General features: G+C 35.9%; 13 protein-coding genes. 1 reads left to right on the top strand and 12 read right to left on the bottom strand.

Annotation, left to right across the window (positions count from 1 at the left end):
• Positions 1 to 4: 4 nt before the first annotated feature.
• From RT037_RS04700 to RT037_RS04645, 12 genes are all read right to left on the bottom strand, one after another.
• Positions 5 to 997: a cell division protein FtsQ gene (locus tag RT037_RS04700; RefSeq protein ID WP_313028491.1), complete on the bottom strand. Its 993-nt coding sequence runs from the start codon at positions 995 to 997 to the stop codon at positions 5 to 7.
• A gap of 54 nt (positions 998 to 1,051) precedes the next feature.
• Positions 1,052 to 2,410 carry a UDP-N-acetylmuramate--L-alanine ligase gene (murC, locus tag RT037_RS04695; protein WP_313028490.1) on the bottom strand — a complete coding sequence of 453 codons (1,359 nt, stop codon included), beginning with the start codon at positions 2,408 to 2,410 and terminating at the stop codon, positions 1,052 to 1,054.
• A gap of 19 nt (positions 2,411 to 2,429) precedes the next feature.
• On the bottom strand, positions 2,430 to 3,545 hold the full coding sequence (gene murG / locus RT037_RS04690) for an undecaprenyldiphospho-muramoylpentapeptide beta-N-acetylglucosaminyltransferase (protein WP_313028488.1): 1,116 nt from the start codon (positions 3,543 to 3,545) through the stop codon (positions 2,430 to 2,432).
• Between the two features lie 134 nt (positions 3,546 to 3,679).
• The gene (locus RT037_RS04685; protein ID WP_313028487.1) at positions 3,680 to 4,915 is read right to left on the bottom strand and encodes an FtsW/RodA/SpoVE family cell cycle protein; all 1,236 of its coding nucleotides are present in this window, start codon (positions 4,913 to 4,915) and stop codon (positions 3,680 to 3,682) included.
• Positions 4,916 to 4,935: 20 nt separating this feature from the next.
• A complete protein-coding gene (gene murD / locus RT037_RS04680) occupies positions 4,936 to 6,273 on the bottom strand; it encodes a UDP-N-acetylmuramoyl-L-alanine--D-glutamate ligase (protein ID WP_312321907.1) in 1,338 nt (445 codons plus the stop codon).
• A gap of 12 nt (positions 6,274 to 6,285) precedes the next feature.
• Positions 6,286 to 7,527 (bottom strand): phospho-N-acetylmuramoyl-pentapeptide-transferase, encoded by a 1,242-nt coding sequence (mraY, locus tag RT037_RS04675; protein WP_313028486.1) that lies wholly within the window; start codon positions 7,525 to 7,527, stop codon positions 6,286 to 6,288.
• 32 nt (positions 7,528 to 7,559) lie between these two features.
• Positions 7,560 to 7,937, bottom strand: coding sequence for a four helix bundle protein (locus tag RT037_RS04670; protein WP_079667610.1), 378 nt, complete (start codon positions 7,935 to 7,937; stop codon positions 7,560 to 7,562).
• A gap of 41 nt (positions 7,938 to 7,978) precedes the next feature.
• Positions 7,979 to 9,439, bottom strand: a complete 1,461-nt coding sequence (locus tag RT037_RS04665) for a UDP-N-acetylmuramoyl-L-alanyl-D-glutamate--2,6-diaminopimelate ligase (RefSeq protein WP_313028485.1) — start codon at positions 9,437 to 9,439, stop codon at positions 7,979 to 7,981.
• Between the two features lie 10 nt (positions 9,440 to 9,449).
• Positions 9,450 to 11,444, bottom strand: coding sequence for a penicillin-binding transpeptidase domain-containing protein (locus tag RT037_RS04660; RefSeq protein ID WP_313028484.1), 1,995 nt, complete (start codon positions 11,442 to 11,444; stop codon positions 9,450 to 9,452).
• Positions 11,425 to 11,748 carry an FtsL-like putative cell division protein gene (locus RT037_RS04655; protein WP_394333308.1) on the bottom strand — a complete coding sequence of 108 codons (324 nt, stop codon included), beginning with the start codon at positions 11,746 to 11,748 and terminating at the stop codon, positions 11,425 to 11,427. The genes RT037_RS04660 and RT037_RS04655 overlap by 20 nt, the downstream gene beginning before the upstream one ends.
• 62 nt (positions 11,749 to 11,810) lie before the next feature.
• Positions 11,811 to 12,704, bottom strand: coding sequence for a 16S rRNA (cytosine(1402)-N(4))-methyltransferase RsmH (rsmH, locus tag RT037_RS04650; protein WP_313028482.1), 894 nt, complete (start codon positions 12,702 to 12,704; stop codon positions 11,811 to 11,813).
• Positions 12,694 to 13,164: a division/cell wall cluster transcriptional repressor MraZ gene (locus tag RT037_RS04645; protein WP_313028481.1), complete on the bottom strand. Its 471-nt coding sequence runs from the start codon at positions 13,162 to 13,164 to the stop codon at positions 12,694 to 12,696. The genes rsmH and RT037_RS04645 overlap by 11 nt, the downstream gene beginning before the upstream one ends.
• A 309-nt stretch (positions 13,165 to 13,473) precedes the next feature.
• Between RT037_RS04645 and RT037_RS04640 the strand changes: the two genes are divergently transcribed.
• The gene (locus RT037_RS04640) at positions 13,474 to 14,235 is read left to right on the top strand and encodes an alpha/beta hydrolase (RefSeq protein ID WP_312321915.1); all 762 of its coding nucleotides are present in this window, start codon (positions 13,474 to 13,476) and stop codon (positions 14,233 to 14,235) included.
• Positions 14,236 to 14,264 lie beyond the last annotated feature (29 nt).

The following is a 14,264-nucleotide window of genomic DNA, read 5'->3' as shown; positions in this document are numbered from 1 at the left end:
TTTTTTATTCTACTACTATTTTTGTTTTTTTCTTTGCACTTTCTTTTTTAGGAGAAGCGCTTTGTTGTGTTTTTGGTTTATCCTGTTTAGCCGTTGTCTTTGGCTTTTCTTGTTTTTTAGGTTCAGCTTTATCCTTTTCTTGCGACTTTGGTTTGCTTGCTGTTGTTACAGTTGGTTTCTTTTCAGTTTTATTAGCATCTTCTTTGCTAGCCGCTTTTGCCAGAGGTTTTTCTAAAGCTTTTTGCTGCGCTTTTAAGACGCTATCATTTTCCTTAAAATAAGGATTAAGTGTTGTTACAATTTGATTTTCGTACTTTACAGAAATTTTTTTATATTTTTCTGGATTTTGATAAATCATGTATTTCTCAACAAAAGTTTTAAAACCTTTTACCTTAAAATCAATATTATTGAGATCACCAATCTCAACTTTGTAATTGCCTTCGCTGGTTAACAAGCTATAATCACCTTTGTATTTTGAAATTCCGATGAAGTATTTTTTACTAAAATCATCTTTGTTGATTTTGTAGACCAGATTTCCTAAAGCTTGGTATTCTTCTTTTTTAACATCACCCGAGACCAACAAACATGGGAACGAGTAATTTCTAGAAATCGGAAATTCTACACCATTAGCATCCACATAAGAATCTTTTCCTCCTTTTTGAAGTCTAAAAACAGGCACTCTTTGTTTAACATCGATATTTAAAGTTCCGTTAAGATCTAAATAGACATTAGCGCTGTCTACAAAGTCGTTGTCATTGAGTTTCTTCTCTAACTTGGGAATATCCAAAGTCCCAATTTTGTTCTCGGGATTATTTTTTTTAATCAATTCCGAAACTTCTTTTTCTGAAATAAAATATACAGAAGGCGCTGTTTGGTTAAGCTTAACTTTAGGTTCAGAAACTGGCTTTTCGCTGAAACGTTTCAAAGAGAAACTCAGCAAGAACACCAATATTCCTACGGTTACTAAAATTTTTAATATTCTGTATTTATTCTTCATTATTTACTGTACAATTCAAAAAGTCGTCTCTATTTATTTTTAAATTTAATCCTACTAAATCGTTGGCAACCACTCCATAATTGGGTCATAAAGTGTATCAATATTACCAGCTCCAACGGTCAACAAAATGTCGAAATCCTTAGATTTAATCTTTTCTAAACTTTCGGTTAAAGTCACGACTTCTTTGTTTTCGGCATCCACTTTGTCCAATAACCAAGCTGATGTTACGCCTTGATAATTCTCCTGAAGTTCGCGTGCAGGATAAATATCTAACAATAACAAATCATCTCCTTTTGCAATACTTTTCGCAAAATCATCAGCAAAATCGCGCGTTCTACTAAACAAGTGCGGCTGAAACGCAATCAACAATTTCTTATTTGGATAGAAAGTTTTGATCGAACCAATCACAGCATTCAGTTCAGTTGGATGGTGTGCGTAGTCGTCGATGTATATTTTTCCGTTGTCAAAAATATGTTTGGTGTAACGTCTTTTAATTCCTTTAAAGTTTGCAATTGCTTTTTTAAGCGTGTCAAAATCAACACCCATTTTATTTAAAATCGCTAAAGAAACCGTTGCATTTTCAACGTTGTGGATGCCCGGAATTTCCCAAACGAAATCTTTAATCGTCTCTGTCGGCGTATGGAAGTCAAAATAAATTTTGTCATGATCCATTCTCAAATTATTCGAGTAATAATCGGCTTCTTCGTTAACCGCATAAGTCACATGTGGACGACCAATCTCCAAACCTTTTCTCACAAAAAGTTGTTTGTCATCTGGCACCAAAGCTGCAAATGCACGAAAACCTTCTTCAATGTGGTTTTTATCGCCATAGATATCCAAATGGTCAGCGTCCGTCGAAGTTACAACCGCCCAATCTGGTGAAAGATTTAGGAAACTTCTGTCGTATTCGTCGGCTTCAACTACAGAAAGTTCGTTACCGTTGTAGAGAAAATTCGATTTAAAATTCTCTGAAATTCCGCCTAAGAAAGCAGAAAATGGCAAGTTGGCTTCTTTGCACAAATGCGAAATAAGTGTCGAAGTTGTCGTCTTCCCGTGCGTACCCGCAACGGCTATACACTGCGTATCTTCGGTTACCAATCCAAGAACTTTTGCACGCTTCTGAATCGTGAAACCTTCCTCATCAAAATAATCTAAAATACCTAAAGTCTTAATTGCTGGTGTATAAATCACCAACGTATCTTGTGGCGACAAAGCTTTTATTTTGTCATCAATTTTATCTTCGAAAGTGATGTCAATTCCCTCTGCCATTAGTTGCGTTGTCAACTTGGTATTGGTTTTATCATAACCCAAAACCTCGCGACCTGAAGCGTGGAAATATCTCGCCAAAGCACTCATCCCGATACCGCCGATACCGATGAAATAGAAATGCTTGAATGTATTTAGATAGTTCATTTTATATTTTGTCCGAAGACTATTTTTTAATTGTTTTTAAAATCTCATCAACAATCTCAACCGTTGCGTTTGGTTTTGCAAAAGTTTTGATATTTTTGGACATCTCTGCTCTTAGATTTTCATCCTTGCAAATACCCATTAATGTTGGCCAAAACAAGTCCTTCATCTCTGAATCTTTTACCATTTTTGCTGCATTTTTTTCAACCAAATTGAGTGCGTTTTTAGTCTGATGATCTTCCGCAGCAAAAGGGAAAGGCACCAATAACACAGGTTTGCCAGCAACTGACAATTCGGAAATTGCAATCGCTCCAGCTCTCGATACAATCACATCCGCCGCAGAATACGCTAATGGCATTTCGTAAACGAATTCTTTTATTTGAATCTGGTTGCTTGTTGTCGATTGTTGGTTGTTAGTCAATTCTTCAACTAAATTTTTATAATCTGTCTTTCCTGTTTGCCAGATAAGCTGCATATTTTCATTACCGAATTCTACAAGATTATCCATCCAAGCATTATTTAAAGTTCGAGAACCTAAAGAACCACCAACAGACAAAATGCACAATTTATCAGCATCCAAGCCAAGTTGTTCTTTAGCAGTTTTAGAATCCAACATATCTGTTACGATATTTTGTCTAATCGGATTTCCAGAAAAGATAACTTTCGTCTTCGGAAAATCTTTTTCCATATTAGGATAAGCTGTGAAAACCGCTTTTGCTTTTTTACTCAATAACTTGTTGGTAACTCCTGGATAGGCATTTTGCTCTTGAATAAAAGTTGGAACACCCAATTTAGAAGCTGCCCACAAAGCTGGTCCACTTGCAAATCCTCCCGTCCCAATTGCTACATCTGGACGAAATTCCTTTATTATTCTTTTTGCTTTTGATAAACTTGACAAAAGCTTGAATGGCAATTTGAAATTTGACAAAATATTACCACGGTCAATTCCTGCAATGTTAAGACCTTCGATCTTGTAACCTGCATTGGGAACTTTTTCCATTTCCATTTTGCCGTTTGCACCAATGAACAAAAACTCAGCTTCTGGAAATCTTTTTCTGATTTCATCAGCAATAGCGATAGCTGGGAAGATGTGTCCTCCTGTTCCGCCACCTGATAATAAAACTTTTAATTTGTTCATTTGCTAATATTTATTCACATAGGACTTTGTCCTATTCTTTATTAAGTCGTCCCTTTGGGACTTTAATTATTATTCCTTTTAATAGGACTTCGTCCTATTCTCTGTTAAACCGTCCCCTTGGGACTCTTTTTGTTTTATGCGATATCGTTAATCTCCTCTATCGTTTGTTTTTTGCCCATACCTTCCTCGTCATAAACTTGGATTCGAGAACTAATACTTAAAATAATCCCCAACTGAATGTAAGTCACCAACATCGACGTACCACCATAACTTATCAGCGGTAAAGGCTGTCCTGTAACTGGAATTAGGTTAACTGCAACCGCGATATTAACACCCAATTGCACAAAAATCATTAATCCAATGGCGAGCACCAATAAGGAACCAAAAAATGCCGGCATTTTACTCGCAATCATGACAATTCTAATCATCATAATCATGTAAAGACTTATCAATACAAAAGCCCCAATCCAACCATATTCTTCAACAATAATTGCGAAAATAAAATCCGAAACCGATTGTGGAAGCGTTTGTTTTAAAGCACTTTTTCCTGGTCCGATACCATAAAATCCACCGTGAACAATCGCTGCTTTCGCTTGCATGACTTGGTAGTTTTTCGCCTTTAAAGACTCATCTTCGACATCAGCATTCTTTCTAGCATTTGTAAAGGTTTCGATACGGCTCATCCACGTGTGTACGCGGTTATTGTTGATGATGTTAGTATTTAATGCCACCAACAAAAACATAATAACTCCAATAACTGACACCGAGATAAAACCTGCAATGTACTTCCAATGCAATTGTCCAAAGACCAAAACCGCGATGGACACTATTAAAATCATTAAACCCGTAGATCCGTTATCTTTTGCAACCAAACCAAAAACCAATAAAATTGGTCCGAAAATGTACATGACATTTTCGATAGGTAAACGCTCTCTCGCTATTTTCTTTGTTAAATATCTACACAGATAAATGATTAACATTAAATATGCAAACGACGACGGCTGGAACGAAATCGGTGTCCCCGGAATCTTCAACCAACGCGACGCACTCGCCCCGTCAATAGTCTGTCCTGTAAACATCGTAACCACCAATAATCCGACAGTAATCGCCAACAAGATCGAACTTAGTTTACCAATATATTCGTATTTGATGGCGCCAATACCGCGCATAATTCCTAAACCTATCACAAGGAAAATCATGTGCTTAAGAACGTGTGAGGTTGTTGTACCGTTATTCGCGATATATTCTAGGTTTGAACTTGCCGAATAAACAGGAAATATCGACAGAAAGGATATCAAAATGATAACCATCCAAAGGACTTTGTCGCCCTTTAGTAATTCGAATTTATTATCTGTCGTTTGGTTTTCCATCTTCCGTTTTTCTGCTTCTTTTACTTAATTAATTTCAAAACTTCCGCCTTGAATTTGTTCCCGCGATCTTCGTAACCATTGAACAAATCAAAACTTGCACAACAAGGAGACAACAAAACCGTATCACCTTCTTCTGCTAATTGCGAACAAATTTTAACAGCATCTTCCATACTCGATGTGTCATAGATTTGTTCTTTATCATTTTTAAAAAAGTCGATAATCTTTTGATTGTCAATACCAAGACAAACAATAGCTTTCACTTTTTTCTTCACCAATTCTTCAATTTCGGTGTAGTCGTTGCCTTTATCTTTTCCGCCAACAATCCAAATCGTCGGCTGCTTCATACTTTCTAAAGCGAAATAAGTCGCATTAACATTGGTCGCCTTGCTATCGTTGATGTATCTTACACCGTGGACTTCAGCAACATTCTCCAATCTATGCTCAACCGCTTGGAAAGTCATTAAAAAATTACGAATGCTTTCATTACTGATATTCAATAATTTACCAGCAATACTTGCGGCAAGACTGTTGGCAACATTATGTTTTCCCATTAAAGAAAGCTCTTCGATTTTCATTTCGAAATGCTGCTCTTCAACATTCACGAAAATATTAGAATCGGTCGCATAAGCACCATAATCCAACTTTTCGGACATCGAGAAAGGCACTTTATTAACTTTGAGATCAAGCTTTTCCAGAATCTTTTGGCTCATTTCATCATCTTTATTGTAGATGAAAAAGTTTTGCTGATCTTGGTTTTCGGTAATTCTGAATTTCGCTAAAGCATATTCTTCATAATCATAATTATACTGGTCGAGATGATCTTTTGACAAATTCAATAACAATGAAATATATGGTCTAAATGTTTGAATATCATCTAATTGAAAACTAGAAACTTCCAAAACATAATAATCGAAATTTTCCTCCGCGACTTGTTTTGCAAAGCTTTTCCCGATGTTACCGCCCAAACCTACATTGAAACCGTCCTCTTTTAAAATATGATAAATTAAAGAAGTTGTCGTTGTTTTACCATTACTTCCTGTAATCGCAACGATTTTAGCATCAGTAAATTCTGAAGCAAATTCTATCTCCGAAGACAATCTAATGCCTTGGTTTTTGATTTTAAAAACGATGTCCGCCTTTTTCGGAATTCCGGGACTTTTGATCACCCAATCCGCCGAAAGAATGCGTTCTTCCGTATGCTGACCTTCTTCGAACTCAACGCCTAAGTCTGTTAACTCGTTTTTGTAGTTGTCGCGAATCGTGCCCATATCCGAAAGAAAAACATCGAATCCTTTCTTCTTTGCTAAAAATGCAGCACCAACGCCACTTTCGCCACCTCCTAAAATAACTACTTTCATACTCAAGATTTGTTATCTAGTTTTGAGTGTTATTAAACAAATAATTGCCAACAACATTCCCAAAATAATTGCTCTGTTTACAATTTTGCTCTCGTGGTAACCTTTTTTCTGATAATGATGATGCAAAGGCGACATCAAAAACAGACGGTTATTCTGAGCGTATTCTAAACCGTATTTTCTTTTTCTATATTTAAAAACAACCACCTGCAACATCACCGAAAGATTCTCTACCAAGAAAATTCCGCAAAGCACAGGGATTAGTAATTCTTTTCTTAAAATAATTGCTAAAACTGCAATCACACCGCCCAACATCAAACTTCCTGTATCTCCCATGAATACTTGTGCCGGATAAGTATTGTACCAGAAAAATCCGATAACTGCACCGACCAAAGCGAGCGCAAAAATCGTAGTTTCACCCATATTCGGGAGGAACATAATATTGAGATAATCCGCAAAAATGATGTTACCCGATAAGTAGGCAAAAAACGCCAAAGTCAATAATATGACGACGCTGGTTCCCGCGGCTAGACCGTCGATTCCGTCGGTGATATTAGCACCGTTAGATACCGCTGTTACGATAAAAATAACAATCGGGATAAACACAATCCAAGACCATTCATGCGCTTCGTTTGGACTCATCCAAAACAAAATACCGCTGTAGTCGAATTCGTTATTTTTTGTAAACGGAACGGTCGAAACAGGGATTTTTTCCTCAGGCATAAAGTTTTTTTCAACATTGTTACGGTTGACAACTTTAGCATCAGAATATTTTCTTTTAACCTCGATATCTGGATGGAAATACATTGTTACTCCAACGATTAAGCCTAAACCAACTTGTCCAATAACTTTGAATTTTCCTTGTAATCCGTCTTTATTTTTTTTAATCTTTTTTAAATAATCGTCCAAAAATCCAATCGCACCCATCCAAAACACCGATACAATCAACAAAACAATATAGACGTTTGTAATCCTTGTGAACAACAGCACCGGAATAATCGTCGCCACAATAATGATGATACCACCCATTGTTGGCGTTCCTTCTTTTTGTTTTTGACCTGCTAAACCTAAATCTCTCACCAACTCGCCCATTTGTTTTTGACGGAGATAATTGATGATTTTTTTACCGTATGCTAAAGCAATAATCAGTGAAAACAACACAGCCATCGCCGCTCGAAACGAAATGTATCGAAACAAGTTCATCCCCGGAATATGGATGCCATGACTGATGAGATATTCGTTTAGATAGTATAACATTTTCTTGATTTAAAGATTAAATAATTAAAAATTTAAAGATTTCTCTTTTCTATATTTTGACTTAGATATTTTATAAAATTTGATAAATTAGAAGATACTTCTTTTGATAATACTAAGATTTCGTCTCCAATATTCTCATCATCAAGTCCCACTTTTTTACTTATAAAAATCATATTTCTTACTTCTCCACAACTTCCTTTAGATATCTTCAGAAAGCGAATGAATTGTCTATTGCTATTATATTCTGAACCTTCAGCGATATTATTTGCTACCGATATTCCTGCTCTTTTTATTTGATTTACGAATTCAAATTCATTTTTAAAACTATCGTTTTTAACATATTCAAAAATCTTTTGAACTAAGTCCAAGCTCTTTTGATAAACTGGAAACTCTTCAAAATTTTTTGTCATCTGATAGTTTTTAAATAATTAAATTCTTAAATCTTTTAATTCTACTTACTCATTAATTTATAAAGTTCTGTGATGACTTCTTTGTCATCGAAATGATGTTTAACACCATTTATTTCTTGATACGTTTCGTGACCTTTACCCGCAACCAAAATGATGTCTTTTGGCTCTGAGAACTTGATAGCCATTTTAATGGCTTCTTTACGATCAGGTATTGAAACATATTTATTAAAATTCTGAGGCTCAACCCCAGCTTCAATTTCTTTGATAATCGCACTTGGATCTTCCGTTCTTGGATTGTCCGAAGTGATAATCGCTAAAGTTGCTTTCTGTGTTGCAATTTTCCCCATTTGAGGACGTTTGCCATGATCTCTATCACCTCCACAACCAAAAACACAAATCAGTCTTTCATTTTTAGTTCTGATTTCGTTAATGCTGTCCAAAATATTTTCTAAAGCATCTGGCGTATGCGCATAATCGACCACGAAGAATATTCCACCATCGGATTTCATCGTTTCGAAACGACCATTAACACGATGAAGTTTTGAAATCGCTTGTAAAATTTCATCTTCTTGCATTCCTAATTCTGTCGCAATCCCAAAAGCTAAAAGCAAATTATATACATTGAACTTCCCTGATAAAGTCGTCCAAAATTCTTTTCCATTAAAATTTAAAAGCATCCCGTTGAAATCCACTTCCAACAATTTTCCGTGGAAATCTGCCATCGTCTTCATCGCGAAAGATTTTTTTGTCGCTTTGGTATTTTGCAACATCACGCTTCCGTTTTTGTCATCAGCATTGGTAATGGCAATTGCGCCAACTTCTAACTCATCAAAAAATCTCTTTTTGGCTTGAATATAGTTCTCGAAAGTTTTATGATAATCTAAATGATCTCTTGTGATATTCGTGAAACCAGCAATTTTAAAATGTAAACCTTCGATACGATCTTGCGTAATGCCGTGAGAACTTACTTCCATAAAAGCATATTCACAGCCTTTGTCAACCGCTTTCGCCAACATTTCGTTAAGGCGAATAACGTCAGGCGTTGTATGTGTACTTGGGATCACCTCATCGGCAATACGATATTCCACCGTCGAAATAAGCGCTGATGGATAACCCAAATTTTTAAAAATATCAAATAACAAAGTTGTTACAGAAGTTTTTCCATTAGTTCCAGTAACACCGACTAAGTTTAATTTTTTTGAAGGATTGTCGTAGAAATTTGAAGCCAAATGACCTAAAGCTTTCGACGAATCTTTAACTAAAATATAAGTAATTTTTTCATTAATCGTTTCTGGTAAAGCTTCGCAAACGATAATCTTCGCACCTTTCTCAATCGCTGAATTAATAAATGAATGTCCATCTGCAACCACACCTTTAATAGCAACATACAAAGCATTTTCAACAGCTTTTCTACTGTCGAAAACCAACACAGAAACTTCTTTGTCCAAAGTTCCTTTAGTTTCTAAAACCGTGATGTTTGCTAATAATTTTTCTAAATTCATTTTCAATTCTTTATTTCTGTAAAGTCAGATATATTCTTTGATTTTTTCCAATTGTTGCTCCCGCAGACGGGAATTGCTCCATGATTTTACCAACACCTTTGAAGTCCACGCGATAGCCCAAATTCTCTAATTGTGGAATTGCATTTTTCCCAATCATCCCAACAACATTCGGCATTTGACGATTCTCAACAGAGACTTTACGATTTGGTTCAATCATTTTGTCAAGTTTCACCGGATGCTCTACCAACAATTCTTTTTCGACATTAAGTGGCGTTTTCAAAAATGTTTTACCAGCAATTTCTTTAAAAACTGGCGCCGAAACCGAACCACCATAAAAACCTTTTGATGTATCTGGCTGATTAATCATGACGATACATGTATATTTTGGATTATCCGATGGGTAAAAACCTGCAAATGATGCTTGATATTTTCTAGGACCAGGCTTCCAATATTCGAATCTTGCTGTACCAGTTTTACCAGCGATTTTAAGATTCGGCGTGTAGATACTTTTCGCCGTTCCTTTTTCTACTGCTTTTGTCAGCGCATCGGTCATCATTTTAATAGCTTTATCTGATGCCATTTTGTTAACCAAAACTTCAGGTTTTGCTTCGTACAACACTTTCCCATCTTTCATTACTTTATCAATGAAAAGCGGTTTTACCATTTTGCCATGATTCGCAACACCGTTGTAAAAAGTTGTAAGCTGCAACAAACTAAAACTAGAAGAATAGCCGTAAGACAATGAGGCTAAAGTCGCTTTGTTCCAACGTTTACTTTTGGGTGTTTGGATAGAAGGTTTTGCAATACCGGGAAGTTCAATATCCATTTTATCAAACATTTTCCATCTTCTCCAATGGTCCAAAAACACTTCTGGTTTATCAGCATAATGCGAAGTAATAATTTTAGCAGCACCAACATTACTCGATTTTGCAAGAACATCACTAACGTCGTAAGTTCCACCACCGTGACCGTCTGTAATTAACTGTCCCGCGTAAGTCCAGCTCCCACTTCCGATATTAACTTTGGTATTTTCGTCCACAAATCCGTCATCCATCGCCGCCAAAATTGACATTGTTTTAATGATAGATCCGGGCTCTTGCGCATCTTTTACAGCAAAATTATAGGCATCAACATAAATCCCAGGTTCTGTTCTACGAAGGTTGACCATCGCACGAACTTTACCAGTTTGTGTTTCCATAACGACAACACAACCATGATCCGCATCGAAATTAATCAACTGATTTTCTAAAGCTGTATGTGCAATATCTTGAATTCTTAAATCTAAAGTTGTGTACACATCTTCGCCATCAACAGGCTCCTGAACTTTCCAATAATCAATTGGTTTCCACTGTGATGCGTTGATTCTTTGCTCTAGACGTTTACCGTCAGTCCCTGTCAAATATTTACTAAAAGCACCTTCGAGACCTGATTTTCCGTTCTCGTTGTCAGCACCAATTGTTCCTGCTCCAATTTGCGTTGTTGCTAATTCTCTCTTATAATTTCTGTCAACGATAAACCCACCTTTGTTTTTCCCTTTTTTAAAAATTGGAAAATTGCGGATTCTGTCATATTCATCAAAGTCAAGACCTTTTACTAAAGAATAATATTGATTTTTCTTCTTCTTTTGCTCGTCAAATTTTGCACGGAAATAACTTCTTGGTTTATCAAACATTAAACTCAAAGAATCTGTCAATTCACCAATGTTATTTTGATAAATCGTATCGCGCATCGTTTTGAAATCCAAATAGATATCGTAACGCATCACCGTTGTCGCCAAGATAGAGCCATCGGCTGCATAAAGATTTCCACGAGCTGCTTTCAGCGTTGCTTCGCGGTAGTTTTTGTTGATGTAATTATTCTGAAACTCCTCAACATTTGTATTTTGTAAAATAAGAATACGAACCAAAAATATCGTAAAGAGACCAAAAGCTACCAATGCAAAAAGGTAGCCCCATCTCAACGCTTTGGAACGCTTCTTTTCGTACTCATTGTTTTGTTTTGACATTTGTACTATCTAGTTTTATAAGGAGTTTCATTGGGTGACTTTCTAATGTCATTAGCGAGTCGGTCAACATTTCTTTACCTAATTCTGATTCTAATTTTATCTTAATCAATCTACTTTGCGCATAGGCATTTCGAGATTTGTATTCTTCCGTTTCTTCTTTTAATTCGTTAACGCGTTCGATTTTTTTACCAACTAAGTGGTTGCTATAGATCATCACCATTAACAATCCGAACACCATCAAAAAATATTTGTAATGAACTGTAACCTCATCACGATTAAGAAAATTCCCCTTGATGATGTCCATCACGGTTAATTTTTTCTTTGGACGATTAAGGTTTCTTCTAGCCAATTTTTATTTTCTCTTTATTAAATTTTACTTCCTATTCTCATTTTCGCACTTCTAGCACGAGAATTTTCTTCAATCTCCTTATCATCAGGAATAATGGCTTTGGTTTTTATCAAGTCAAATGACTTTTTAAAATTTCCATAAATATCACGTTCTGGCTCACCTTCGAACATTCCGTTTTTCAAAAATCTCTTCACCAAACGATCTTCTAAAGAATGATAAGAAATCACCACCAAACGACCTTCTGGTTTTAAAATTTTATAAGACTGAAGCAACATTTCCTTCAACACATCCAACTCCTGATTCACTTCAATTCTTACCGCTTGGAAGACTTGTGCAAAAAATTTGTTACTCTTATGCGAAGGGATATAACTGAAAATGTCTTTCAGATCCTGCGTTGTTTCAATTAATTTATTCTTACGATGGTTGACAATTTGACGCGCTAACTTTCTCGCTTCACGCAATTCCCCATAATAATAAAAGATATCCGCAAGTTGCTCTTCTTCATATTCATTAATGACTTTCTTTGCATCAAGAGCTTGCATCACATTCATTCGCATATCCAAAGGCGCATTGCTGCGAATCGAAAATCCACGATCCGCTTCATCAAATTGATGTGACGAAACGCCCAAATCTGCCAAAATCCCATCAACCTGAGGAACACCATACATTAACATCGAATTTTCTAGAAATCTGAAATTCTGATTAATTAATGTAAAACGAGAATCATCCAAAGCATTTTTTAACGCATCCGTATCTTGATCAAAAGAAAACAAACGCCCTTCCGTAGACAATCTTGACAAAATCTCACGAGAATGCCCACCGCCACCAAAAGTGCAATCCACATAGACACCATCTGGATTAGTCACCAAAGCATCTACACTATCTTTTAACAATACAGGATTATGATACATCGTCATTATTATTATTATTTCCCATCACTTCTTCTGCCAAGTTTGCAAAATCTACAGCGCCAGCATTAATGATTGCTTCATAAGCTTCCTTATCCCAAACCTCGAACAATTCGCCAGCACTTGCAATCACAATATCTTTTGTAAGATTTGCAAAAACCGCAAGATCTTTAGAAATTTGCAATCTTGAGCTAGAGTCAAGTTCGACAACTTTCACACCTGCTGTGAAAATTCGAATAAACTCAACATTTTTCTTAACGAATCTGTTAAGACTGTTCACTTGTTTCATAACAGGCTCCCAGTTTTTTTGAGGATACACTTCAAGACAATCGTTAAACACAGAGCGCTTGACAATAAGCGTCTGACCACCAAAGACTTCCAACTGCTTCGCCAGCGAAGAAGGAAGTTTGATGCGGCCTTTGTCATCAATTTTACACTCGTATGTTCCGATGAAATGATTCATTTGGGACAAATTTATATATTTTTTTTCCACTTTCTCCCACTTTGCTCCACAATTTTACTTAATGTTTATAACTTTTAACAGCTTTTATCCCTTATTTAAAAGTTTGATTTTAAACACTTTATAATAAAAACAATCTTCAAACTACGATAAAACCACGCTTTTCTATAGATCCATTAATAATTTGATAAAAAATAGACTTAATCGATTTTTTTCGTTAAACTTTTTTAATATTTTTGAAATAAGACAGTATTAAAAGAAAATTTTGTCTTTTATTTGTATTTTTGCAAAGCTTATTTGCGAAGCACTTTTATGATATTCAAAAAGAAAAACAAAAAATTCAATTACATCGAAGCTGGCAGCGGTCATCCAATGATTCTTTTACACGGATTAATGGGTGGTCTTAGCAATTTTGAGAACACGATTAACTTCTTCTCAGATAGAGGTTACCACGTTTTTGTACCTGAATTACCGATATACGACTTACCCGTTCTTAACACAAATCTTACGACCATCGCAAAATTTGTTATTAAATTTATCGAAGATCAAGAAATAAAAGAACCTGTAACAATCGTAGGAAACTCCATGGGCGGTCATGTTGGGCTCATCCTAACATTGGCTAGACCAGATTTGGTGAAAAACCTAGTGTTAACAGGAAGTTCTGGATTGTACGAAAGGACATTCGGTGACAGTTTCCCTAGAAAAAGCGATAAAGACTATATAAGAAAGAAAACCGAAGAGGTTTTTTACGATCCTAATATTGCGACCGACGAATTGGTTGACGAAGTTTTTGGGGTGGTTAACGATCGTATGAAGGGTATCAAAACTGTGATGCTGGCAAGAAGTGCTATCAAACACAATATGTTGAATGACCTTCCCAAAATAACTTGTCCAACTTGTCTTATTTGGGGAAAACAAGATAATGTAACGCCACCAGATGTTGCGGAAGATATGCACAAATTTATCCCCAACTCAGAGTTACATTGGATTGAGAAATGCGGTCACGCAGCCATGATGGAAAAACCAAAAGAATTCAACGAGATTCTTTACGTTTGGTTACAAAAAGTCATGTAAAACAAATAATAACAAACCATTAAGAACGC

Source organism: Soonwooa sp. (genome assembly GCF_032062245.1).
GTDB lineage: Bacteria > Bacteroidota > Bacteroidia > Flavobacteriales > Weeksellaceae > Soonwooa.
Note: the sequence above shows the minus strand (reverse complement) of the source record. Positions and strands in the feature narration are given on the sequence as shown.

What these genes read in the sequence shown, in the direction of transcription:
- RT037_RS04700 (WP_313028491.1), bottom strand. Translation starts at nt 997, where the DNA reads ATGAAGAATAAATACAGAATATTAAAAATTTTAGTAACCGTAGGAATA.
- murC (WP_313028490.1), bottom strand. Translation starts at nt 2,410, where the DNA reads ATGAACTATCTAAATACATTCAAGCATTTCTATTTCATCGGTATCGGC.
- murG (WP_313028488.1), bottom strand. Translation starts at nt 3,545, where the DNA reads ATGAACAAATTAAAAGTTTTATTATCAGGTGGCGGAACAGGAGGACAC.
- RT037_RS04685 (WP_313028487.1), bottom strand. Translation starts at nt 4,915, where the DNA reads ATGGAAAACCAAACGACAGATAATAAATTCGAATTACTAAAGGGCGAC.
- murD (WP_312321907.1), bottom strand. Translation starts at nt 6,273, where the DNA reads ATGAAAGTAGTTATTTTAGGAGGTGGCGAAAGTGGCGTTGGTGCTGCA.
- mraY (WP_313028486.1), bottom strand. Translation starts at nt 7,527, where the DNA reads ATGTTATACTATCTAAACGAATATCTCATCAGTCATGGCATCCATATT.
- RT037_RS04670 (WP_079667610.1), bottom strand. Translation starts at nt 7,937, where the DNA reads ATGACAAAAAATTTTGAAGAGTTTCCAGTTTATCAAAAGAGCTTGGAC.
- RT037_RS04665 (WP_313028485.1), bottom strand. Translation starts at nt 9,439, where the DNA reads ATGAATTTAGAAAAATTATTAGCAAACATCACGGTTTTAGAAACTAAA.
- RT037_RS04660 (WP_313028484.1), bottom strand. Translation starts at nt 11,444, where the DNA reads ATGTCAAAACAAAACAATGAGTACGAAAAGAAGCGTTCCAAAGCGTTG.
- RT037_RS04655 (WP_394333308.1), bottom strand. Translation starts at nt 11,748, where the DNA reads ATGGACATCATCAAGGGGAATTTTCTTAATCGTGATGAGGTTACAGTT.
- rsmH (WP_313028482.1), bottom strand. Translation starts at nt 12,704, where the DNA reads ATGTATCATAATCCTGTATTGTTAAAAGATAGTGTAGATGCTTTGGTG.
- RT037_RS04645 (WP_313028481.1), bottom strand. Translation starts at nt 13,164, where the DNA reads ATGAATCATTTCATCGGAACATACGAGTGTAAAATTGATGACAAAGGC.
- RT037_RS04640 (WP_312321915.1), top strand. Translation starts at nt 13,474, where the DNA reads ATGATATTCAAAAAGAAAAACAAAAAATTCAATTACATCGAAGCTGGC.